Origin of the sequence: Pseudomonas phytophila (assembly GCF_025643095.1) — a bacterium.
GTDB classification, from domain to species: Bacteria; Pseudomonadota; Gammaproteobacteria; order Pseudomonadales; family Pseudomonadaceae; genus Aquipseudomonas; species Aquipseudomonas quasicaspiana.
Genome location: NZ_CP081201.1, coordinates 1,088,376 through 1,109,456 on the forward strand (window position 1 = coordinate 1,088,376; position 21,081 = coordinate 1,109,456).

At 51.0% G+C, this 21,081-nt stretch carries 21 protein-coding genes; 11 read left to right on the forward strand and 10 right to left on the reverse strand.

What is annotated here, in order from left to right; all coding sequences use genetic code 11:
• The first annotated feature begins 18 nt into the window (after window positions 1-18).
• Together K3169_RS04640 and umuC are read left to right on the forward strand one after the other, a co-directional pair.
• Window positions 19-453, forward strand: a complete 435-nt coding sequence (locus tag K3169_RS04640; protein WP_231672285.1) for a LexA family protein — start codon at window positions 19-21, stop codon at window positions 451-453.
• Window positions 440-1,720: a translesion error-prone DNA polymerase V subunit UmuC gene (umuC, locus tag K3169_RS04645; protein ID WP_263270284.1), complete on the forward strand. Its 1,281-nt coding sequence runs from the start codon at window positions 440-442 to the stop codon at window positions 1,718-1,720. The genes K3169_RS04640 and umuC overlap by 14 nt, the downstream gene beginning before the upstream one ends.
• A gap of 410 nt (window positions 1,721-2,130) precedes the next feature.
• Here umuC and K3169_RS04650 read toward each other — a convergent pair whose 3' ends face one another.
• From K3169_RS04650 to K3169_RS04660, 3 genes are read right to left on the reverse strand one after another with little or no spacing between them, the layout of a single operon-like run.
• Window positions 2,131-3,144 carry a YiiX/YebB-like N1pC/P60 family cysteine hydrolase gene (locus tag K3169_RS04650; RefSeq protein WP_263270286.1) on the reverse strand — a complete coding sequence of 338 codons (1,014 nt, stop codon included), beginning with the start codon at window positions 3,142-3,144 and terminating at the stop codon, window positions 2,131-2,133.
• A gap of 15 nt (window positions 3,145-3,159) precedes the next feature.
• Window positions 3,160-3,891 (reverse strand): hypothetical protein, encoded by a 732-nt coding sequence (locus tag K3169_RS04655; RefSeq protein WP_263270287.1) that lies wholly within the window; start codon window positions 3,889-3,891, stop codon window positions 3,160-3,162.
• Between the two features lie 58 nt (window positions 3,892-3,949).
• Window positions 3,950-4,321 carry a histone-like nucleoid-structuring protein, MvaT/MvaU family gene (locus tag K3169_RS04660; protein WP_263270288.1) on the reverse strand — a complete coding sequence of 124 codons (372 nt, stop codon included), beginning with the start codon at window positions 4,319-4,321 and terminating at the stop codon, window positions 3,950-3,952.
• Between the two features lie 84 nt (window positions 4,322-4,405).
• Between K3169_RS04660 and K3169_RS04665 the strand changes: the two genes are divergently transcribed.
• On the forward strand, window positions 4,406-5,413 hold the full coding sequence (locus K3169_RS04665) for a PIN domain-containing protein (RefSeq protein ID WP_263270289.1): 1,008 nt from the start codon (window positions 4,406-4,408) through the stop codon (window positions 5,411-5,413).
• A 566-nt stretch (window positions 5,414-5,979) separates the two neighbouring features.
• The gene (locus tag K3169_RS04670; protein WP_263270306.1) at window positions 5,980-6,369 is read left to right on the forward strand and encodes a DUF3742 family protein; all 390 of its coding nucleotides are present in this window, start codon (window positions 5,980-5,982) and stop codon (window positions 6,367-6,369) included.
• Between the two features lie 51 nt (window positions 6,370-6,420).
• On the opposite strand, the gene K3169_RS04675 is transcribed toward K3169_RS04670, so the two are convergent.
• The 6 genes from K3169_RS04675 to K3169_RS04700 form a co-directional block, all read right to left on the reverse strand.
• A complete protein-coding gene (locus tag K3169_RS04675) occupies window positions 6,421-7,959 on the reverse strand; it encodes a conjugal transfer protein TraG N-terminal domain-containing protein (RefSeq protein WP_263270308.1) in 1,539 nt (512 codons plus the stop codon).
• Entirely contained in the window at window positions 7,956-8,330 is a 375-nt protein-coding gene (locus tag K3169_RS04680; protein WP_263270310.1) for a hypothetical protein, read from the reverse strand. Before K3169_RS04680 ends, K3169_RS04675 begins: the two co-directional genes overlap by 4 nt.
• A gap of 2 nt (window positions 8,331-8,332) precedes the next feature.
• Entirely contained in the window at window positions 8,333-9,721 is a 1,389-nt protein-coding gene (locus tag K3169_RS04685) for an integrating conjugative element protein (protein ID WP_263272218.1), read from the reverse strand.
• Window positions 9,721-10,659 (reverse strand): TIGR03756 family integrating conjugative element protein, encoded by a 939-nt coding sequence (locus K3169_RS04690; RefSeq protein WP_263270312.1) that lies wholly within the window; start codon window positions 10,657-10,659, stop codon window positions 9,721-9,723. Before K3169_RS04690 ends, K3169_RS04685 begins: the two co-directional genes overlap by 1 nt.
• A complete protein-coding gene (locus K3169_RS04695) occupies window positions 10,656-11,114 on the reverse strand; it encodes a TIGR03757 family integrating conjugative element protein (protein WP_263270314.1) in 459 nt (152 codons plus the stop codon). The genes K3169_RS04690 and K3169_RS04695 overlap by 4 nt, the downstream gene beginning before the upstream one ends.
• A gap of 110 nt (window positions 11,115-11,224) precedes the next feature.
• On the reverse strand, window positions 11,225-14,824 hold the full coding sequence (locus K3169_RS04700; protein ID WP_263270315.1) for an SIR2 family protein: 3,600 nt from the start codon (window positions 14,822-14,824) through the stop codon (window positions 11,225-11,227).
• 277 nt (window positions 14,825-15,101) lie between these two features.
• Between K3169_RS04700 and K3169_RS04705 the strand changes: the two genes are divergently transcribed.
• The 7 genes from K3169_RS04705 (at window position 15,102) to K3169_RS04735 (ending at window position 19,413) form a co-directional block, all read left to right on the forward strand.
• Window positions 15,102-15,431 carry a hypothetical protein gene (locus K3169_RS04705; protein ID WP_263270316.1) on the forward strand — a complete coding sequence of 110 codons (330 nt, stop codon included), beginning with the start codon at window positions 15,102-15,104 and terminating at the stop codon, window positions 15,429-15,431.
• 663 nt (window positions 15,432-16,094) lie between these two features.
• Window positions 16,095-16,556, forward strand: a complete 462-nt coding sequence (locus K3169_RS04710; RefSeq protein WP_263270318.1) for a hypothetical protein — start codon at window positions 16,095-16,097, stop codon at window positions 16,554-16,556.
• 86 nt (window positions 16,557-16,642) lie between these two features.
• Entirely contained in the window at window positions 16,643-17,041 is a 399-nt protein-coding gene (locus K3169_RS04715; protein ID WP_263270320.1) for a hypothetical protein, read from the forward strand.
• Between the two features lie 120 nt (window positions 17,042-17,161).
• Window positions 17,162-17,386, forward strand: a complete 225-nt coding sequence (locus K3169_RS04720) for a hypothetical protein (RefSeq protein WP_263270322.1) — start codon at window positions 17,162-17,164, stop codon at window positions 17,384-17,386.
• Window positions 17,387-17,499: 113 nt separating this feature from the next.
• Window positions 17,500-17,724 carry a hypothetical protein gene (locus K3169_RS04725; RefSeq protein WP_263270324.1) on the forward strand — a complete coding sequence of 75 codons (225 nt, stop codon included), beginning with the start codon at window positions 17,500-17,502 and terminating at the stop codon, window positions 17,722-17,724.
• A 15-nt stretch (window positions 17,725-17,739) separates the two neighbouring features.
• On the forward strand, window positions 17,740-18,012 hold the full coding sequence (locus K3169_RS04730) for a hypothetical protein (protein ID WP_263270326.1): 273 nt from the start codon (window positions 17,740-17,742) through the stop codon (window positions 18,010-18,012).
• Window positions 18,013-18,102: 90 nt separating this feature from the next.
• Window positions 18,103-19,413, forward strand: a complete 1,311-nt coding sequence (locus K3169_RS04735; protein ID WP_263270328.1) for an acyltransferase family protein — start codon at window positions 18,103-18,105, stop codon at window positions 19,411-19,413.
• Between the two features lie 72 nt (window positions 19,414-19,485).
• Here K3169_RS04735 and K3169_RS04740 read toward each other — a convergent pair whose 3' ends face one another.
• Window positions 19,486-20,895, reverse strand: coding sequence for a DNA cytosine methyltransferase (locus K3169_RS04740; protein WP_263270330.1), 1,410 nt, complete (start codon window positions 20,893-20,895; stop codon window positions 19,486-19,488).
• Window positions 20,896-21,081 lie beyond the last annotated feature (186 nt).

Here is a 21,081-nt window from a genome sequence, read left to right on the forward strand (position 1 = left end):
TATCGAAAGGTCTTTCTCATGAGCGTAGTCATCATTGGTCCGTTGTCTGAAGGGGGTATCAAGCTACCGCTGTACTCATTTCAGGTGCCAGCTGGGTTTGCTTCTCCCGCTGTCGATTACATCGAGAAGCACGTGTCTCTGGACGAAATGGCCGAGGTACGAGCACCGCATGTGTACCTGGCGAAAATTCTCGGAGACAGCATGATTGGGGCAGGTATTTTTGATAAGGATCTGATCGTCGTCGACCGCAGTCGCACTGCCGAGCATGGTGAGATCGTCGTAGCAGCGCTCAATAATTCGGAACCGATTTGCAAGCGGCTTTTCATGATGGATGGGGTTGTCAAACTTCAATCCGAAAATAGTGCCTACCCGTCCAAGCACATCCTTGAGGGTGACAACCTCGTCATCTGGGGCGTAGTGAACTACAGCATGCGCCGTCATGGAAAAGCATGAGCCGGTCTTCGCGCTTATCGATTGCAACTGCTTCTATGCCAGCTGCGAGCGTGTTTTTCGTCCAGATCTGGAGAAAACGCCCATCGTGGTACTCAGCAATAATGACGGTTGCGTCATCGCCCGTAGCTACGACGCCAAGCCATTTGTGAAAATGGGGGCTCCGTATTTTCAGATCAAAGAGGTGCTGCGTCGCAACGGAATTAAGGTGTTCAGCAGCAACTACGCGCTTTATGGCGATATGAGCGAGCGTGTCATGTCGATCATCGAATCGATGGTGCCAGCCTCCGAGGTCTACAGCATCGATGAGGCGTTTGCTGATCTCACCGGTATTCCTGGAGATCTCACAGCGTTCGGTCGACGTACCCGGGCGACCATTCTCAAATGCACTGGCATTCCTGTAGGTGTTGGCATCGGTCCTACGAAAACGCTCGCCAAGCTGGCCAACCATACTGCAAAGCGACTGTTATCCCATACAGGCGGTGTTGTAGACATTTGCGACGTGCATAACCGCAACTGGGTACTGCGTAATACGGCGGTATCAGAGGTCTGGGGGGTAGGTAAGAAGATGAATGCTCACCTGGAGGCGATGAACATCCGCACCGCGATGGACCTTGCGACGGCCGACCCGCGCACTCTGCGCGACCGGTTCAGCGTTGTCATTGAAAAGACCGCACGTGAACTGGCAGGAACTTCGTGCCTGGAACTGGGCGAAGCTGCACCACCCAAGCAGGAGATCTGTTGCAGCCGAATGTTCGGAAAACGGCTAACAACCATTCAGCCTATCAAAGAGGCGGTGGCCACCTACACTCAGCGTGCTGCCGAAAAGCTCCGTTCTCAAAACTCACTGTGCAAGAAGATCCGCGTCAGCATCCGTACCGGCATGTTCAATCCGGAGGAAGCGAAGTACGCCAATGGCGCTTTGGTTGAATTGCCATACCCCACTAACGATGTGCGCTTGATGACCAGGGCGGCGACTGAGGCAGTGAGTCGTTTGTTTCGACTGGGGTTCAAATACAGCAAGGCTGAGGTTCTGTTGCTGGACCTGCGACAGCCTGGCGAATTTACGGATGACATGTTCGCAGCTTCGCAGCCAGCATCTTCGGAGAAGGTGATGGGAGTCCTGGACGAGATCAACACACGCTGGGGCAGAGGGACTTTACGAGCTGGGAGTGTTCCCTCCAATCCAGAGTGGGCTATGCGTCGCGAGCTGATGAGTCAGAGTTATACAACCAGGCTCGATCAGTTGTGGGAGGTAAAAAGTCTATAGGAGCTGTGTAAGTGTAAGGATTTAGGTGCGGGTGCACCTGGATGGGTAATTGCATGGACTTGACCACCCATTTGCATTCGAGTTGACCAGTCGTTTGCATCGGATTTGACCAGTCCGCTGGTCGCCCCTGACCGGCAGAAATCGGCCGATTCCGTTGAAAAAGTCGGATGTGGTTTTCACGGTAGAAAAGTACGCGCATGAGATTGAAATCTTGAATCGCCGTAAAGGCCTTCAGACTCAGATTTCACGTAGCTGTGCGTAAAAGAGCCGCTTTCACCGATCAGTCTTCTGGCAGTTTGAGAGAACCGACTTTTTCAATAGAATCGGCCAGAAGCTGTGACCCGAAGGTGTCTACAAACCCAGAGGCGATTTAGTGCGCCGGGATGGGCATTGAGGGATTTGACAAAAAATCACCTGCGCTGGCCGTAAACCTTGAGCATCGTCTTGGCATGCGAGATTCTTTGCCCATGCCCAAACGACAGCTTCATATACAGGTTTTTGAAAAGCGCGAAAGTCTGTAGGTGGGTTTCTATCTCAAGATCTTGATAGATTGTCATGGTTTTATTCCAGTGATTAAAATCACCATCAGCTTCGTGCGCTAGGGTAGACCTACAGTAGTCCAGAATTTCCCCCTTTCTTTCGTCACTGCTAGAGTGATAGAACTGAACCATGAGTGTAAGATCGTATCTCCATGGAAACCTTGAAGCTTCGAGCTGCCAAAAGTTTAGATAACCCGTGCTTTTGAGCGCCAAGGTAATGGCATCATCGAGCTCGGGATTTTTCTGCAACGAACTGTGTATATCGCTAACGACTCTTATTGACGAATCTATCTTCCTCAACTCATTCATGAGTTTTGAAGTTGCATCTCTAAAGAGAATAGTTGTATCGCCCTGCCTAGAGAGCATTTCAATATCATCCGGAGTCACATCCGTAACTGCATCGGGAATAAGTTCAACCAGATTAGACTTTTGAATCTGAGCAGGTGTACATGCGTCAGGATTGCAAGTAAACATAATCCCTTCACTGGCATAGGCCTTGGATACAAGGCGCGAGCAATACTGCATACCCGTTCCTTTCACGCCAGGAAGGACGACTGCACCTACTGCTCCAGCCAAGGTGTAAGGAGCTCCGTTCTCGCTACGAACGTAATCGATAATGCCCTGCATTTTTTCGGGGGAAATCTGTTGCTTTAATCGGTACGCATAGATCGCACAGCTATCATCATAAAACATTTTGTCAATGTTTCTTGCCTGTACGCCTTCGCCAGTTGAATCCATAACCGAACTATTGGCGATACATATCATTGCATGGGATATATCGCTTTTCGTGAAGAACTTAATGATCCTGCTCTGAATTTCAACTGACGTCGATAAGATGATGTCGCCTTTCTTTAACTTAGATGAGTCAATTTTTTTCATATCCATTTAACCTTTTCCGTATCATTGACAAATCGACTTCCATTCTTCTGCTAGACCAAGAAACTTCTTCATGTCGTCACGCACCATTAGCTGCCACATGAACACCTCATCTTCGACACTTCCATCAATCTCTGGTTTATCCAGCAGGTTAATAATGTCCACCATGCTTCCGAGAAGTCCTGCCCGATCAGCGCGCTCTCCGTGATCTTTTAGCCTGGCAACACAGTCGGTCACGTTCATCCAGACCGCTGCGTGATCAACACCAAGTGATACTGCTAGTTGGAGTGAGTTTGAAAACTTCGGATAACTCCACTTGGCTATGAATGTAAGCGAAAGGAACTGCCTCAAATCGGGCTTCCCTTTAAGCAGCAGCCTGGACTGAGATATTTCTTCAGGATCTAATTCATGGAATTTCCCTAGTGGCTCCGCGTGAGCCATAATCCTGTCATGGAGGAATGCTTCGACAATCGACGAAAGCAGTGTGCTCAGTATTCCTTTAGTCCTTCTCTCCAATCTCCGCCTTGGTATTAGATCTATTACAACGTAAAAGAAATATGCAGATATCAATCCTGTTAGTAAGTCCCCCACGACATCTTCAAATGCATCAGATTGAAGTGCTGAAATCAGTCGCGGCCACGACTTCATTGCGCCAGGGACATCAAACTTTATCTTCACTATTAGCAGGAGAGCGAACGCAATCCATGCTCCCCAGAACAGCCATAATTCATTTCGATCCTTCAGAAATCTAAACATCCACATCTCCACGAAAAAGGGCCCCGCAGGGCCCTGATTTGTTTGTACTCAAACAGTCTTACTGAGTGCGCCACGACTCTACAACGTCAGCGCCAAATTCGTTTTTCCACTCTTTCAATTGGCGGTGGTTGCCGCCCTTGGTCTCGACCAGCTCACCTGAGTTCGGGTTCTTGTAAATCTTAACGTCACGAGGCTTGCGAGTGCCTGCCTTGGACTCTGCAGCGGCTGGAACACGGCGAGTCGAGGCTTGTGGGTCAAGGATGGCGATAATATTACGCAAGCTGTAGCCGTACTCACCCAACAGATTACGAAGCTTCTGCTCGAACTCGATTTCGCGCTTCAGGCCATCATCATTTTTCAGGGTTTCGAGCTCGGCAAGCTGAGCTGCGAGCTGCTGCTCAAGGGCACGGAATTCTGCGAGACGAGACATTTGACGCTCCTGTAAGGTATTGGGCCATTATCCGGTGATAGTCAAGACCAAGTCTAGCAATCAGCAAGCTGAAAAGGAGCTTCAATGCATCTAGTAATGCTCGACACCTGCGTCTGGCTTGATATGTCATCACAAAAGGCCGAGCTTCCTATGCTTACCGCCTTGGAGCACCTAGTCCAGGATGATGCAATCAAGATCTTGCTGCCCGACCTGGTACGCATAGAGTATGTGCGAAACAAGGACAGGGTTATCGATGCCACACGTAAGCGCCTCGCTAACGAGTTCCGGGTGGTGAAAGGTGTGATTGAGTCATTCGGTGGTGATGGGAAAGAAGCTGCGCTCGACACCCTGGATGACGTGAATCAAAGGTTGCCAATCCTCTCTGAAGCGACTCAAGTGACGGTGAACCGTGTTCTGAAGCTGTTCGAGAACGCCATTGAATTTCAGATTTCAGATGCCTCGAAGATCAGAGCTGCAGAGCGAGCAATCGCCAAGCGGGCTCCTTTTCACAAACAGAAGAATAGCGTTGCTGATGCAGTGCTGGTTGAGGCCTTCCAAGAGTTCCGGACACAACACGCGGATGATTACGAGAGCTTCCGTTTTGTCACCCACAATTTCACCGACTTTTCTGCAAAAGATCATCGAAAACCACACGATGATTTTGCAGAAATCTTTGATAACAAAACTTCGCTGTTCTACAACTCGACCGGCCCCGCTATCGAGGACTTACTAGACCTCGAAGAATTCCATCATGAGTACAGCTTTGCCTGGGAGGACGAGACTCGTGGTCTCCAGGAAATAATGTCAGCCATGGACGAGCTGTTCGACAAGGTCTGGTACAACCGACACATGAATATGATGTACCACATCGAGGAAGGGGAAACAGAAATCGTCCCGGCAGGCACACTACGCTACGGCAATGGTGTGATCCACGAAGATGTCTTGATCAGGGCTAAGGCTGCGGCTCAACGCGTTAGAGAAAAATACGAAGATACCGGGCCTTGGAGCGACTTCGAATGGGGCATGCTTAACGGAAAGCTCTCCGCATTGCGATGGGTACTGGGTGAGGAATGGGACATGCTCGACACCTGATAAAAACGAGGGGTTGTGACATCCTCTATCGACCCAAGCATTCCTGAAAACTTCAAGAATTCCACCCCTATTTTGATGACGACGCGATGCTGTCACAAAGCGTTTTGGATAGGAGCAGAGGGACCATGGCGTAGCTACTACTTAGGGCGCTTGTCGACCCGTCAGTATTCACACGCTTTTTGCCAGCCAGCAATCCATGAGGCCGATATAGCATATGCCCCACCGATTTAAAATTCTGCCGACCGGATGAAATGGTTCGAATCCAGCCGGTCGAGGACGTGCAGTGTGCCGGTCAAGTCTCGTGCAACGCGTGGTCACGTCAAATGCAAATGACTGGTCAGTGGCAATGCAAACGGGTGGTCAAGTGGAATGCAATTCTCCACTTGGATTCCTGAGACAGCATTTCATTCGAAAACACTGTCGAACCGAAGCGCAAAATGGTTTGAAGCAACTGGCTGGCTGTTCGTCGGAAGGTTGATTTACAAGAGAAAGTAGGTTGAATATATGACGGCATAGGTCTATAAATGATGTCAGAACGACATGTTTTATTGAGTCACGAGGTGGCTATGAGCACAGGCAAAGTACAAGGCAGCGCTGCAATACGGATCGGGCAGAGCCTGGGCCGCGGTGTATCTGCAGTTTTGCGCTTGGAAGAAGCTTTGTGGTCATCGCTGAGCCGTGTCGGTATGCCTGGACTGATTGTGACCGCTGTGAAGTGGAGCGCTCGAGTGGTTATCTTCGGTGCTGGAGCGTTGCTCGCAACTTGGGGCTTGCTACAAGTTCTGGGATTGCTCGCCATAATCGCTATCGTAATGGGCATCTTTACCAGTCCTTCGATTCAGCAAGGTTCGCAGAGCGTTGACTTCGACTTGGATGCCAACAACGCAACGAAGATCGAAGTCCGTGAAGGTCTGGATGGCTACGGGACTTATGTCGGTAGCCATCGGGTCGAATAATGCACCAGGTGGCTGTTTTAAAACCAGCACCTGGCGCATTTACGTAGTTGGTCAGATCTTCCCTTTGGCAACTGACACAGCCAACTGGCCTCCTTTCCCTCCAGCTTCTTGAGCCGCGCTAGTGCCTGTAGCCAATCCGCTCATCAAGCTTCCTAGTTTCGCACCACTCCAGCCCAATGCGACCACCCAAAAGCTGGGGAGAACGATGAACATAGCCCCCATCACGAAGTCCAGCAGCAAATCTCCTTGCGCATTGCTGGCTCCAAATACCGGGTCAAAGTTGGTGTGAGGAACGTTGCTGCCGATCCCATTGCCGTAGAGGGCATCGAGAATCGTACTGTCCACCCAGCGTGCGAGCTGGAACCAAAAGTCTACGAAGATTAAGGCAAATGCTGCGAAAGTCACTGTCATCACGACTTTCAAGTCGAACGCCCCGATCACCAGCACAAACGGAATGCAAATGATGAGAGCCATCTTTAGGAAGGCCATCACCATGGGCGCTGCTTGCCTAACGCTGTCCATGGCTGGATACATCACAAGAGATCCTGCTGCCTGACCAGCTGTAGCTGCAAGGCGTGTGAAGTCATTTAGCACAGAGCCACCGACTTGACCGCCATAGTCTGAATAAACCTGTCCCTGGGTCAGTTGCTGCTTCCTCGGAGAGACCAGATCACGGATGACCGAGTCACTGACCTCGGTCTGGGTCATGAACTTTGCCCACTGAGCAAGTTTGGTCAGCAGATCTGGGCTGACTTGCTCCAGCAGCCTGGCTCTCAGGCCGATGCTCCCATCAGACCACCATTGCGTGCATGTAGGAAAGCCACCACCACCCGTGGTTTGCGGCAAGCCCGCATCGCGGGTTGAGTCATATGGCCATTTCGTTCTGGGGGTATGCGACCTGAACCCAGAGAATCCATCGCTGTAATAGCCTGCAGTCTGCAGGAAGAATTTAGAGCCGATCCAGTTGACGTCGTTGAGCTGATCATCGCTCAGGGTAGGCTGGGTCATAAACAGTTTTGCCCGGGCTCGTGCATAGCAATCGTTCGTGAAGTCAGCGACCTCTTGAGCAAGCAGCGGATCGTTGATGCGAGCTTTGTTGACTTCCATCCTGACCTGTTGCAAATCCACGCCGCAGGGAATAGCAGCTACTGAGGCTGCGGTTGCTGCTTTTGACATTGCATGCACGAAGAGCCACCAAACAGGCACTGTTGCACTTTTGCCATTCAACGTACTGAAAGAGGTTTCCCAGCCAGTATCAGTCGGATTCGAGATTGAATACTGGCATTGCTCGGAACGACTTCGGTCAAACTGGATGGTATCGATGCTGACCGTGACTAATGGCATGCATGCAAGGATGATCACAAGGATAGCTGTGTAGAATCGATTCTCGACTCGTGCCAGTGAGAGAACGCCCTTGTTGCCTTCATCAGCGCCCTCGGAGCGGGCCTTGAGCCATTCGCTTATGACAATAGCGGCGAACGGTGCCGCGAACAGTCCGCTGTCCTCAATCATGTTCCAGATGCCGCTGTTGATGATCCACCCGACGAGGGTCAGGTAGTACTCAAGGTAGTCATTCGTGTGCAAAATCATGGCAGATCCACTCCTGCTGCAGAGACCGCGCGGCGGCATTCGAACAGGAGAACGACAAAGATGGCCATTACTTCGCATCGCCTCAGGCCAGATGGAAATGGAGTCGCGGCTGAAGCCTGTCGTTTAAGCGCGCTCCTGAGCCTATACCACCCGAATCCTATCGCTGCATAGAGCGATAGCCGCCAGGCCAGCATGAAGCCGTAGTGCGCTTTTTGCCATTCGATGAATCGCTCAACATCTCCGAAATTATGAGCGATTGTCGTCATAAAAACTGTTGCTAGAACGATGGTCAGCACTATCGGCCAAGTCAACGACAGCAATGCTGTGGCGCTCCTGCGTAACCACCCCTTAATGACCGGTGAAGAGCTCATGGTCAGTTACCTTTTGTGGGGTTCTGCAGCTGCTCGAGGCGATCTGGCATAGGGTCACCTTGGAAAATGCCTTTGGAGCTGTCTTTCCTGCTTTGAGCGCGTTGTAAAATCGCGGTAGGGGAGTTGCTGGCCAGGTTGCGGCGCATCTCCAATTCAGTCTTTAGATTGTCAATTTCCTGTTGCAGGCTGCTGTTTTGCTGACTGATAGCATTCAAAGCCACATCGTTTGCTGCGATGTTCGGCTCTCGGCTGCCGGTAAACATTGTGCGTTGAAGCAGCAAGGCCTTACCAAGAACTTCAGATAACGCGACTTCTGACGCAAGACGTTTAGCAAGAAGGTCTTGGTCATGCTCAGTGCGAAGCGCTTCGACCACGCCGCGTGTCACGGGAAGTGAGTCACTACTCGCGGCAGTCAGGTTTTCTGTGGTGAGTGATTTGCTACCTGAAATCAATTCCTGGAGCGCTTTCAGTTTGGAATCGTAGGACTCTTGTATAAGCGGAGTCAGACCTACCCCGGCCGTAGACGTAGTTTGCGTACAACCCTCACAAGTGCGCTGTTGCTGCTCGCCCAAGACACGGTTTGCAAACGTTGTCGCCTCTTGTGGTGAAGACCACGTAGAGCACACCATACCGTTGTTACAGCTCGCCGGACTGATAGGTGCAGTCTCTGCAGCGGCTCGACCGTTGAGGAGGTTGTAGCCAGCGCGAGTGACATCGGCGACGACTTTGATAGGTTGTTGCCCGGACCCACCAGCCTTATTCCCACTGACCCAAGTGATACCGTCATTACCGCCTTGTTTTTCGACCTGGGCAACCGCTGATACGGCATCCGTGTTACCGCTTTTGACTGCCTGACTCATAGCCTGGCCTTCGGCAATTTTGTTCCAACCCATCTGGCCCCCAGCGACGTCTAGCATCTTGTCTGCGATTGCCCGGCAAGTTCCTTTGGAGCGATCGAAGTCCAAGCGACCTTGCAAAATACCGTTGGTGAGCAAGTTGTATAAGGCTGGATTGGCTCGCTGAATTATCAGCCCAGGGAGTGATGACACAGCAGAGGTGGCATTTGTCAGCATCGACCCCATGATCGTCTGAAATCCGGAAGTAGCGCCGTTCAACTGATTCTGCAGAGTGTTGGTCATGCTCATGTTTCCGCAGACCAAGTTGCTGTTCCAGCCCCCACCGATGCTTATGCTGTCCATGTTGCCTGCACTGCCCATGGTCACGGCGTTTCCACCTCCGACGCTGTAAAGCACGTCATCTCCAATCACACTGCCGGACGAGCTGGCATTTATCCCGGGAGTCGCGGCCAAGGCACCGTTGATAATTAGAAAGCTCAAAATCGCGAAAGGTAGAATGACGGCGCGGCGCATAATTGAAATCCTCTTGATCATCATTGAAAGTCCGTACTGCCAAGAAAGGTTTGTCCTTCCCGCTTGCAGCAGGAATAGGGTCGCCACAGCGCCCAGGCGTAGGCACCGTCGATTGCTTGCACGCGGGGTAGGAAGTTTGGGAATACCGCACAGCTCTGACTGAGGGTGGGAGTGAGCTCTTGCCACTTACCAGTAGTCGCATCAGTCTCGATCAATTGCCCCGCTGGCCAGTAGCCTGGCTTAGGCAGTGCGAGCAGAGATTGATAGACGTGGACCTGTCCGCTGCGAGTGACCACGTCGCCCACGCGCTGCGCGATTACGGCTGCTGCTTTGTAGTCGTCGGCTTGATGTATGAAACCGCTGCGTGGATAAACGCTACCCCACATATCACCTGAAAACAGACCGCCCACTTCCCGTCGTCCAGGAATGAGAGCTTCGGGATACACGGATTCGGGAACGCCATAACGCCAGGCAACCGTATCTAATGTGCTTAAAAGGTATGGCATATAGGGAGTGGCGGCGCCTGCGCAGGCATAGCCCGAGGCGCTGGCAAATTGGCTAAACGTTGCTCCGCCCGGATGACCTATGACGTCAGCGTTTTTGAATTTAGCCAGGCTATTTTCATTATTGTGGTTCGTGGTTTCGTCACCGCCGTCTTGTGCAAAGGATGTTGGTGAGCTCATTGAAGAGACTTCTACCCATGGGTTCCCCCCGGTATTTGAGTAGCTGGATATGACTGCGTCAGGAACAAAATGACGAACCTTGGTCGACGTCTTGACTTGGCATCCGTATGGAGTACAAAAAAGCCAGTAGCAGATGCCGACCACTTTGTATTCGAGACAATCAGGCGACAAGGTCGAAGCGACTATCGTGGCGGTGGTCACCGTGCCGGCGGCTGCTGGACCGATAAAGATCGAAAGTGCCAATGCCGTCCACGCTGTAGGCTTGCGCTGATTCATGGTCGCGCAACTCCTTCGCCGGGCTCGTTGCGTTCTCGCCATTCGGCAATGCGATGCTCAGCCGCGACGACGTCTGTTTCTCCGTAAACAACATACTTGCGGTCGACCACCACCGCCGGGATATTCGTCACCCCGACGCTCCAGGCGTCTACAAGGTTTTGTTGGGCGATGACCAGATCTCTTTGCAAGCGCTGCGCGTCTTTGGTCAGGAGGCGCTTTTGTATTATCGCTAAGGCTTGCTGCTGATCAGCCGGCAGTCCTTCTGAGAGCTTGGCTTCAAGCCTTTCTGTTTCGTCCAACAGAATCAGCCGAACTCGCGCCTGAGGTTCAACAGGATGGTTGCGGTCTGTCACAACCCAGGTTTCCGCGTTGGCAAAAGGAGCTAGGGCGGCCGTTAGCAGAATTAGAAGGGCCTGGCGGTAATTGGGTCTCAAACAGGGGGTGGACTGTGGCATGGGGCAGTACCTGATGGGAGTGTCAGGTACAGAAGACGAGATTGCAGAGCTGCCGTCAGCAGCAAACCGTTATCGGTATTGTTGGGGGTTGAGACTGATCGAGAACTTCATCACTCATAGCGAAGAGCCATTTGGTCAAGCCATTGCAACCGCCGATCGAGTTCGATGCTTGGCTTGGCTTTGATCATCCGCTCTAGGACCTTGGGTACCCCGTAAAGACTACTGGTGCAGCCAGGTCCGAATAGCGTCCAGAGCAATGTCAAAGTATCACTAGGAAATTTCTCAGGAGCTTCAGACGACTCGATTGCGTACAGGCTGCCACGACCATTTAGACGCGTTAGATAGGGCAGCAATTGATTAAGAGCCTCAGGAAACGCATCTGCTGACGCGATCGCAAGCTCGGCAAAATATTGCGTAAGCTCCTTTTCGTATAGCTCTCGGTCACGCGACCACCTGGCAAGTAAAGGACCTATGCTGGTGCGCCATGCCTCTGCTGGGCCGCCCTCAATCTCATGAATCCATTGCGCGAGCAAGCGTACAGCGCCCTCACGCAATGCCGGAGGGCCCTTTTTGAGCGCCAAATCCGTTTGTTCAAGTGAAATGCCCCAATGATCGGGGTCTTCTTCTTGGCGAATGATCGATAAGGCTGGTGCCATGATTTTAGCGGCGGCTGCCCTTGAGCTTCGATCCCGGCCTCCGATTTCTGTAACACCCTTTAAGATGTGCTTACAGAATACCCGGGAGGTTGTAGAAGACAGGTTTGCCTGGTTGACTAAAACTGAGCGTAGAGCCGCTGCCTCGACATATTCACCAGTAAGCGCAGCGTCGAGTAATCCGGTCACAGCTTGCCCATCGATAGATAGAACAAACGCTGCATCGCGTATTAGGACTGCGCGCGCGAACATGCCTTGGCGTCCCGTTGTCGAGGCCACAGAAATGATACCCTTCAGCAGTTCCGGCCTAATAAGACCACCCGCCTTACGGCACCATTCAATGTCAGTCAACAGCGCTTGGGTGAGACGCCCGACTGGCGAATTTATTGCGTCTTCTGCAAGTTCGCGGCTCGCATCGAAAGGTTCGCTATCATTATGTACGGCAATGGAAAACAACCTTGGCCACCAGTCCGTGAGTGCCGGAGCCGACTGCCGAGGGGTACTGAAGTAAAGGTCCGCCAATGGGTAGATTATGAGCTTTAAAAAGGATTCATTCGCAGGCTTAATCACCTCGAAAATGCTGATGACAAGTTTGCTGAGGCTTTCATCAGGGTCTCCTTGCGGAAAGGAAAGGGAACCGATGAGAGTGACCCACAGCGGGGCATTTGAAGCGTCAAGCTCAGCTCGGGCAAGCGTGTCGAAGGCCCCGCTTGGGTCAGTCCGGCAATAGACGCTCCATCCCAGTTGCTTTCTTATGTCAGGGCTATGGATGACTTGGAGGGCCACCTCTAGCCTTTCACCATCTCCAGCATCAATGATTGGCTGTGCGTCTCCGATAACTGTCTGAACGCCGTAACTATAGGACCCGAAAAAATCGCGTTCTTCCACATCACGATCCAGATATTCCCGCGCCCTCTTGATAGTGGCTAACTCAGTGGAGCCGCGTCCGGACAGCATCCCGGCAACGTTGAGCATGTTGAGTCGTAACCACACCTCTGAATCGCGTGCGTGGTCGCGCCAATCAACCTGACCCTCTTCAATTGTGTAATGTTGGTAGTAGGAATTTCCTTCAGTGAGGATGCGCTGTTCGACTTGGGTAACCAGCTCAGCATCAGCGTCGGCCGCACGGTCGCGCAATACGAGTGCGAGCTCGCGCCTGATATGCCAGAAGACATTCCGTGGGAGCGCTGTTAGCGCAGCAATTGCCTCATCTCCGCTGAAAAGCGCCTTGTCACGCAGCGAGTGTAGCCATAGCCTGCACCCCAAGAAACCGGGCAGATTACGCCACGTCGTTACCAATGAACGGGTTGTCTCTCTATCCACTTGGGTGGCAGCGGGAAGTAAGCGCGCAAGAAGCTGGACGAGAAACACAGGTCCTTCATGATGTTCGTTTTGTACGTGCGGCTCTACCGATGGCACTGAGTAGTCGTTTCTGTCGAAATATTCGTCGATTGCATCCAGGTCTACTGCTACTCCCACAACCTCCTGAAGCTTCGCCGTGGCGATTGCGATGATCACATGCGATTGCGGCACTTCGACAAGAGCGTCAATCAGTTCGCTAGCTTCGCCTTGCCCTCGTAATATCCAGCGAAATCCAAAGATATCGGCCAAGCGATTTGGAGCGCTGCCTTCAGACAATTCTCGAGCATTCAGTTTGAATACGGGGGTGATCAGCCCTACAGCGTGATGAAGATCGTTATTCAGTACAACGGATCCGCTAAGGATCTTCAGCACGGCATAGAAGTGAAGATCTATGTCCTTACGAAAGCGCTGCCGACTGGCGGCAAGGAGGCGCCAAGCTCGGTACCACAAGTCTGGTAAATCTTTGCTCTGCTCGACGTTCCTCGCGAGCGCATCGGCGAACGGCTTGTCGAACTGTTCCGACCATTTTATGGCGACCCTGAACCGATCGACCGATTGTAGGTTTCGGGCAATCCAAGCAGCCAGGATCCAAGATCCATCTGGGTCACTCCAAACCTTGCGCTCGACCAGAAAATCAAACCAGGCGACATCCTCAATCGATTTGATCGCAACCGGCCAAAGGTCTCGCCGCCCTTGAAGTAGCCATAAGATACGATCCCGTTCGGCTAGATCAGATGCATCGAAGTTTTTTACCAGAATTGTTTGAGCCCAAGCATGCCTAGTCGTTCGTGGTCGAACAACGAGTTCGGCAAGTTGATCAAGGTCACGCCACAGCGGGCTGTGATCTTGATCCCCATTCGCAGCATCGGTCGTGAATTCGTACGCAATCGGTTCGACTGCCAGTGTGCTCCAGCGAGCGTCTGGTAGCTCTCGTGCCTTGACCGGATCTAACGCATATACAGGAAGCACATCAGGGAATCGTTGCCGATCTGCTTCGAGAACATTCAGGAAATAGCGAACCGGTGCGTCGCCAGCGCTATAGCCTATGAGAACAACGGTCTTGCAGCGACACAGGTCGAACAAAAAACGAGATGCCCAACCCGAACGCATGTAGGCATCACCATAATCCGCGCTAGTTACGACGAGCGGCGTCTGCTTTAGACCGATCTGCTCGTCCGCGATACGCCCGTGGAGGTGGATGATCCCACCGAAGCCTGTGCTACCGGGCGATGGTAGGTCTTGGCCAGCAAAGCTAAGCTCCTGCGCCCGCTCGAGACCTTCCACAACCCACAATGCTTTCTCGAGCATAGTGTCAAAATTGGTTGTGATGACAGTGGGGCGGTTATCAAGGCTACGCGATAGCTTGAGAATCGTGTGGTGGTGAGCCAAATCAGCATTTTCTGAGCGCTCCCGCAGTATATTCACTACCTCTCGAGTCACATCGCCTGGATCTACGGTACGGCGACTTAACGATCCCAGCACCTCTTCGAATCTGTAACTTTCAAACGACTCGCTCTCAGATGCATTTTTTTCCAAACCAAGCCGGCCAATGCACTCTTCAACTAAACCCGAAAACAACGGGAGTTGGGGCGCGCTTATGCCCGCACCGCATAGAAAAACTACGTCGCCAGTAAGCAAAGCATCAACCAGTTGCTCGGGAAATGCTGGACCTTCTTTCGAAAAACGAAGACTCAAGATGGTGCTCTCTTGTTAAGAATTAGCAATGCTGTTTGGGGGCTCCCAAACATAAAAACGCACATGCCGTGGAAGCGATCCTCGGGCGTGCGTGCGTAGATCAAAGCAAGGTGTACATGACCATCAGCCTATAAATCATCCGAGGGGCTCAGAAGGTGGCTCTAATCCAAAGCAGGTATTTGGTAGCTAAGAAGGTGCTTGACGATGTCTTGGATTCATCTTATCGTATCCTTATGCAGCCCTTAACGGGTCCTTGTGGTTCTTGAGTACGATTGCTATGGAAAATTATGATCTTCAGTTTTTAAATGCGCGCCTTCGTTCGTTCATTGAAGCAAGCATCAGTCGGGTGGCCCATCGAGGGTTTATGACCTACGACTTTCAAATTTCCGCCGAGGAAATCCGACAGGCCACAAATCGACAACGTATGACCCAGCAGCTCATACAAGGCTATGTTGGTTTTTTTGCACGTTACAATGTATCCGCTGAATATGATTCCACCTATGCGGCCTTCAGTATCACTTTAGATTTGAATGTCTGCACTCTCACCCACGACCAAGCAGAATACCTGTCCGCTGCGATGTCGGCTTATCGTACAGAAAACGGTTAAGCCGATTGAAGAAAGGAAATGATAGATGGTAATGGCCTACCCAGTACCTGACCCATTCAAGTGCGCGGCCTCATGGTTCGCTCAGCTGGGATCTATAAACTCCAAGACTTGTGATCGGAAAATCGATCAGATGCACCACAAGTCCTGGGCCTCAAAAGCCGGGGCTGAGGACTTGACCGAGTGGCTGAATGCCTGCAGCGCTCACGCTTTTGCTTTCGGCGTAGAGGTGGCAAAAGCTAAAGCGACTGTTCAATAACTGCTAGGTAAAACCGCTATGAAACTCGCAGTACCACCCAGTGGAATTGCGGTGAACCAAAAATACACAGCACAGATTGGTCTATCCATATGCCTAAGCCTCAGCACGCAGAGCACCCCGGCGATTGCACATTTCTTGGCACCAAGGGGCGGTTCGACCTTTATTTCGGGTCCCAAGGACTCCAGGTTCCAATAGTGATCGCGCGCCGTGGAAGTGGTAATACCGATTTTCAAGAGTGGCCGATAGATCTCGCGCCGCGGTCGACGGTGTTGCAGGAGGTATTCCACCATGCCGTCAGGCTTGCGCTCCAGCAAGGTCTATTTCAACTGAAATAGGAAGGGACGCCTAGCACCAAGCAAGCCCAGCCTTCTCGCTGGGCTAAGGACGTAGAGGCACCGGAAAGGCCGGTGAACGAGGAAAATGAAAGCATGAGAGCTCGTACAATTATTGCCACATTTCCGTTCGTGATGCTAATGACAGCGCAAGTGTTTGCTGCTTCACCAAGCAACGTTTTTCTATCCGGTAAGGTTTTCAAAGACGACGAGGTAATCACTAATTTTGCCACCCCAAATGTGCTAGGCCGTACGCTGCCGGTGAAGGACCAAAGCGCAATTGGTGCTGCTGATAACAACGATCTAAGGCTTGCATTAACGCCAGAATTGTCTGACGGTAACCGTGTGAAGGTATCCATCAAAGCAAGTTGGAGCGTGGGTCCTCCATCGCAGTCAGTGTCTGGAGGAGTGCTCAACCAAGATGTTGAATTGGCTCAAGGGGAAATCAAGACCATTCCTTTTGGTGACTGTGGAAATGTAAATGAAAAGAAATCCGCCTGTTACAAACTCGTTTTGAGTGCAAGCTTGATGCGTTAGGCCACTACTTGCGACTTGAGGGAGAGGTTGATTCCTCAAGCTTCCAGCTCTACCTTCATCAGTCATTTCGAATCTTCGGTGCGATTATGTCCAAAAAAGGCGGTGTTTCGATCCCTGTTTTTGAATGCTTGTTCAACGGGTCTCATTCAATCACAAGCTTCACGAGGAGTTTCGATCAGGCTCTGTATGAGCATTTGCCTCATCTCTATGTTGTGTGCCTTTCCAAGAGCAAAGGCAAGCAAAGGCAGTTGGTTGGAGGCTTCTTCATTAAGACAAGCTATACCCATGAAGACGGAGCTGATTTTCAAAACGCTCTGGAACAGGCTGTGCATACCTCACAGAACCTGGCGAAATTCACAGGGCCAAAATTTTCAATGCTTCCGGCTCGGCTTGGGATTCAAGGTTCAGAACCTCTCTCCGAAGATGAAATGCTCAAGATTTTCAGTACCCAATATCTGAAATTCAGTACAGTTGGCAGTGCTTGAATGCTCTGGTCCTGGCTTCCATAGGAACTGTCATCCGCTGCACCACAAGCCCCGTCAACGACCGGGGTCGAAGACGAAGAAGTAGGCCAATTTAGGCACTCAGACCCAATAGGAAAGCGTATGACAATGCCGCATGAAGATACTGCTAACACTCGCCCGACACCTCGGGACGCGGATTGGGAAGCTGAGTTCGATCCTACATATCCAGATAAAACGTCGGAAGGTGGCGTCTGGCACGGCAAGCTCGATCACGAAATTATTCTCATACAGATCGAAGAGTTCAACTGGGATGAACATGAGCAATACCATCGTGGGTTGGATGAACTTAAAGGCGACGACGAGTGAGGGAAAAGTCCCGGTGATTCCACGCCCCGCAAATGTGGGGCTGAGGCAGTCTGCGGTTTGGTGATGGCTCGCATCCCGAAGCCGCTCACATAGGAACTGGAAGCAGAACAGCTATGAGCAAACGACCACGGAACAAGAATTTCTGGTGGGCAATGGCAGGAGTTCTGATTTCTATCGCAATGATGGCCGTACTCGTATTTACCCGCCTTAAAGATTGGTTCTTTGCAGCGATCTTGTTTGTCGCATTGATTAGCGGCCGATTGGGGGTGTACTTCTACAGAAAGTCTGGGGGGCGTAAAGACAGCCTAGACAAACAACGATGGTGGGATGCTTTTTGATTCAATGGAGGGAGCATGAAAAATAGTAAGCATTCGATTGGCGTTGCGGGGGTGCTCCTGGTCTGCATGTTTCCAGTTCTTATCTTGCTGTTAGCGCAGAGATACCCAAGCATGATCGAGCGCAGAATAGAATCCACCAGATTAGAAGCTGCATCGGTTTACAGAACTACGCAGCCAAAACATAGCAATGTTAAGACGCTGGAAATCATCATGCCGGATGGAAGAGCGTATGACGTGGAAACGTACCTGAATGCGCAAAAAAACGTGAATTTTGACTCAAATCCATGATGGGAAGACCCAATCAAGTTGGTGCCATGGACACTTTCGGCATGTTGTCTCAAACCAAATTTTGTAGAAGTGAATGCTTTAGGGAACTAAATGGATAAGATTTATGCGGTTCAAGCCTTCAGGGGGCTTGCAGCTTTGATGGTCGTTGCTTTTCACGGGCTGAGTATCCAAGAAAAGTACCTGCCGGGGTCAATGTTCCTGCCACAGATATTCAATCTTGGTCAAACAGGTGTAGACCTATTCTTCGTAATCAGCGGTTTCGTAATGGTTGTGGTAAGCCAAAGTAAGGTCTACTCAACTGGAGGGGTCGCTGCCTTCCTTCGCAACAGAATGTTGAGAATTTATCCGACCTATTGGGTTTACTACTTCTTGCTGCTTGTTGTTTTCTTGTCCGTGCCCGGCATAATCAATAGCTCTCAAGGTGGAGAGGTAGACTTAGTAAAATCTTTCTTTTTAGTTCCCAATGAAAAACTTCCTTTATTATTGGTTGCTTGGACGCTGACACACGAACTGTGGTTCTATATCGTGTTTGCTGGGCTTTTATTGCTCAGAAATAGGATGAGGCTGCTCGGCCTTGGGTTGTGGCTAGCTGTGATTATTCTGGCTTCAGGTTGGCAGTTCACCTCTCCGCTGTTGCGTGTGGCTTTCCACATTTTTACCGTGGAATTCATCTTGGGAGCTTTGCTTGCATATGCTTATATAACTTTGCGATCCGAGAAGCTGGGGGGTATCGTCGCGATCCTGGGTGTGGCTGTCGCTACCATACTGCTGTACTTCGGGTTTTCGGAGGTTGCGAAAGGTAATGTTGATGTGCAGTCAAATATCTCGATTTCCAGAGCAATATTTCTTGGAGGTGGTTTTTCAATACTTGTATTTTCAATGGCTATTTTTGAATCACTAAAGTGGATGAGTGTTACTTATCCCTTGCGGTTTATGGGTGATATTTCGTACTCAGTCTATTTGTCCCATGTATTGATACTAAGCTTGCTGGGTCGTGTCTGGTATGCATTAAATGCGTCTGGGACCGTTGTTTGGTTTCATGCTGCTGTATTTTGGATAGCTGCGTTTGTAAGTGTAATTATTGGTGGGTATTTGGCTTTTGCGCTGATTGAACGTCCTTTGTTAAAGGCGACTCTGTACAGATTGAAATCACGGAAAAAAGGCGATATGGAAACCAAAAATAAATGGTGTGAGTGGTTTGGCCACAATGATAAAAGCCTTGGTCCCCAAGACTACCTTTACGATAATCAGAACGAAGGTTTCGTCTGCAAGCGTTGCGACCATACTCACAACGTGAATGCCCAGTCACCGCCCATACCCCCTCCAAAAATCCGTAAGGTGATTATCATTGCCTGGATTCTTGTTGTGCTAGGTGCAGTCCTGTATGAACTCTCTAGGTAAATTAGGAACTACCGCCGTAGCCCCGCCTGTTGTTCTAAGTCCGGCGCTACCCTATGGGTAGGCCGGACGGTCTCAAGCCACCATCAAAACTGACTGGCTATGTTTTAGTCTAATCATTTGCCCAATTGCAGTCGCTATCGCTTCGAAAGCGACGTAAATGACAGATTGACCCAGTATTTCGTGGGCAATTGTGTTGGATACTCCGCTAACGATTTCAACGGGTATCGTTTTCGCTGTGGCATGTTCGATCACCGTAAGTAGCCTACTCAGTGAAAAGTTTGTCGGGTGACGGATGAACGGCTCAGTTGACCTGGCTTTAGCATAGCCACGTCCAATGCATCCACACGAGGTAGCTTCAGGTGTCAAAATTTGCCTGCGAAACCCCTTGCCGGTTGCAATGTCGCGTACTTCCTTCTGTTCCAGATAGTCATAGGATTTCCAGCTCTCGTCATGATCTGGGACATCTTCCATTAGGTCCCTCAGAGAGCCTTCCTTGGTGCGAAGTGGCAGAATTTGATCCAGTGTCAAAGTGTCAATAGCTCCCTCTGTGTAGGCCACCAAAGTCATTCTGGCGCGATTTTCAAACGCTCCGAAAACGTTTCCATCAAGGATGCACTCAAAAAGTTTGTAGCCTAGTGATCCCAGTACTGATCGGATGACATCCATGGATGTACTAGTCAGGTAGTCAGGAACGTTTTCTATGATCGCCATTACTGGATTTGTGTGACGGACAAAGTCTAGAAAGTCTATGAATAATGAACCCGCAGATGGATGTTGTTCAGCTGCGGAAAGCTTGTTTTTCGCCTTACCGGCACGTGATGCTCCTGTGCAAGGAATGCCTGCAATAACCAGATCGCATCGGGGTGTACCATCACCACGCTGGACATCGCGGACGTCGGCACAAATAGCGATTGAGTTATCTCGCCAAAGCATTCGGTTGTTGCGCAGACTGGCATCCAGATACTGCTCCTCGAGCTCGATGCCTATTCGAACGTAGGTGTCGATACCAGATCGTGCTAGTCCCGCGTGAATCGCACGATCCAGCACGCCCCCACCGTGAAATAGGCTGCACACAGCCAATGGTTCTCTAGCATTGAGCTTTTGATTCAGCCGCGCCAGGCGTTCATCTATCCGTTTATCTTTGTCCAAGGCGGTGATCAGGATCCTGCCCAGGCGAATGACTACCCTGACTTTTTCTGCGGTCTTGAAAAGACTTCGCAGCAATGCTGTTCGGATCTCGATGAGCGGTGTCGTTACGCCGTTGCGAACACGTTTCGAGACTCTGATTATCCCGGAGTTGTTTGCATCTGATGTATGCGCTGGCACCAGCTCCAACTTGGTTTTTCCGTCTCCGCGTGACAGGGAAAAGCATGACCCGATTTCGATGCCGGCATTTAGTAGCTTTTGGCCCTCAAGCCAAATCCGTGGTACGCCGCGGGCTTCCCCAATTTTTGGGGTTATGAGCAATGAGAAGGTATTCATGTGGGGTTCTCGAAGGGAACCCGGCCCAATGGGAGGATTCCCATTGGGTTGATTGAGCGATGAGTGTGCAGCCACCGACGTTAGTCAGCCGCTCGCGCTTCCGGTTGCTTTGCGAGCTTTGGGGATGGATCTACGCAAGAATTTGCGTCGGGTTCATGAGGACGTGGCCTCATTAGGTGATGAAGC

Coding starts and splice junctions, on each gene's coding strand:
- K3169_RS04675 (WP_263270308.1), bottom strand. CDS start 7,959: ATGATTTTGCACACGAATGACTACCTTGAGTACTACCTGACCCTCGTC.
- K3169_RS04685 (WP_263272218.1), bottom strand. CDS start 9,721: ATGATCAAGAGGATTTCAATTATGCGCCGCGCCGTCATTCTACCTTTC.
- K3169_RS04655 (WP_263270287.1), bottom strand. CDS start 3,891: ATGTTTAGATTTCTGAAGGATCGAAATGAATTATGGCTGTTCTGGGGA.
- K3169_RS04680 (WP_263270310.1), bottom strand. CDS start 8,330: ATGAGCTCTTCACCGGTCATTAAGGGGTGGTTACGCAGGAGCGCCACA.
- K3169_RS04720 (WP_263270322.1), top strand. CDS start 17,162: ATGACAATGCCGCATGAAGATACTGCTAACACTCGCCCGACACCTCGG.
- K3169_RS04740 (WP_263270330.1), bottom strand. CDS start 20,895: ATGAATACCTTCTCATTGCTCATAACCCCAAAAATTGGGGAAGCCCGC.
- K3169_RS04650 (WP_263270286.1), bottom strand. CDS start 3,144: ATGGATATGAAAAAAATTGACTCATCTAAGTTAAAGAAAGGCGACATC.
- K3169_RS04735 (WP_263270328.1), top strand. CDS start 18,103: ATGGATAAGATTTATGCGGTTCAAGCCTTCAGGGGGCTTGCAGCTTTG.
- K3169_RS04670 (WP_263270306.1), top strand. CDS start 5,980: ATGAGCACAGGCAAAGTACAAGGCAGCGCTGCAATACGGATCGGGCAG.
- K3169_RS04730 (WP_263270326.1), top strand. CDS start 17,740: ATGAAAAATAGTAAGCATTCGATTGGCGTTGCGGGGGTGCTCCTGGTC.
- umuC (WP_263270284.1), top strand. CDS start 440: ATGGAAAAGCATGAGCCGGTCTTCGCGCTTATCGATTGCAACTGCTTC.
- K3169_RS04660 (WP_263270288.1), bottom strand. CDS start 4,321: ATGTCTCGTCTCGCAGAATTCCGTGCCCTTGAGCAGCAGCTCGCAGCT.
- K3169_RS04725 (WP_263270324.1), top strand. CDS start 17,500: ATGAGCAAACGACCACGGAACAAGAATTTCTGGTGGGCAATGGCAGGA.
- K3169_RS04665 (WP_263270289.1), top strand. CDS start 4,406: ATGCATCTAGTAATGCTCGACACCTGCGTCTGGCTTGATATGTCATCA.
- K3169_RS04640 (WP_231672285.1), top strand. CDS start 19: ATGAGCGTAGTCATCATTGGTCCGTTGTCTGAAGGGGGTATCAAGCTA.
- K3169_RS04695 (WP_263270314.1), bottom strand. CDS start 11,114: ATGCCACAGTCCACCCCCTGTTTGAGACCCAATTACCGCCAGGCCCTT.
- K3169_RS04705 (WP_263270316.1), top strand. CDS start 15,102: ATGGAAAATTATGATCTTCAGTTTTTAAATGCGCGCCTTCGTTCGTTC.
- K3169_RS04690 (WP_263270312.1), bottom strand. CDS start 10,659: ATGAATCAGCGCAAGCCTACAGCGTGGACGGCATTGGCACTTTCGATC.
- K3169_RS04715 (WP_263270320.1), top strand. CDS start 16,643: ATGTCCAAAAAAGGCGGTGTTTCGATCCCTGTTTTTGAATGCTTGTTC.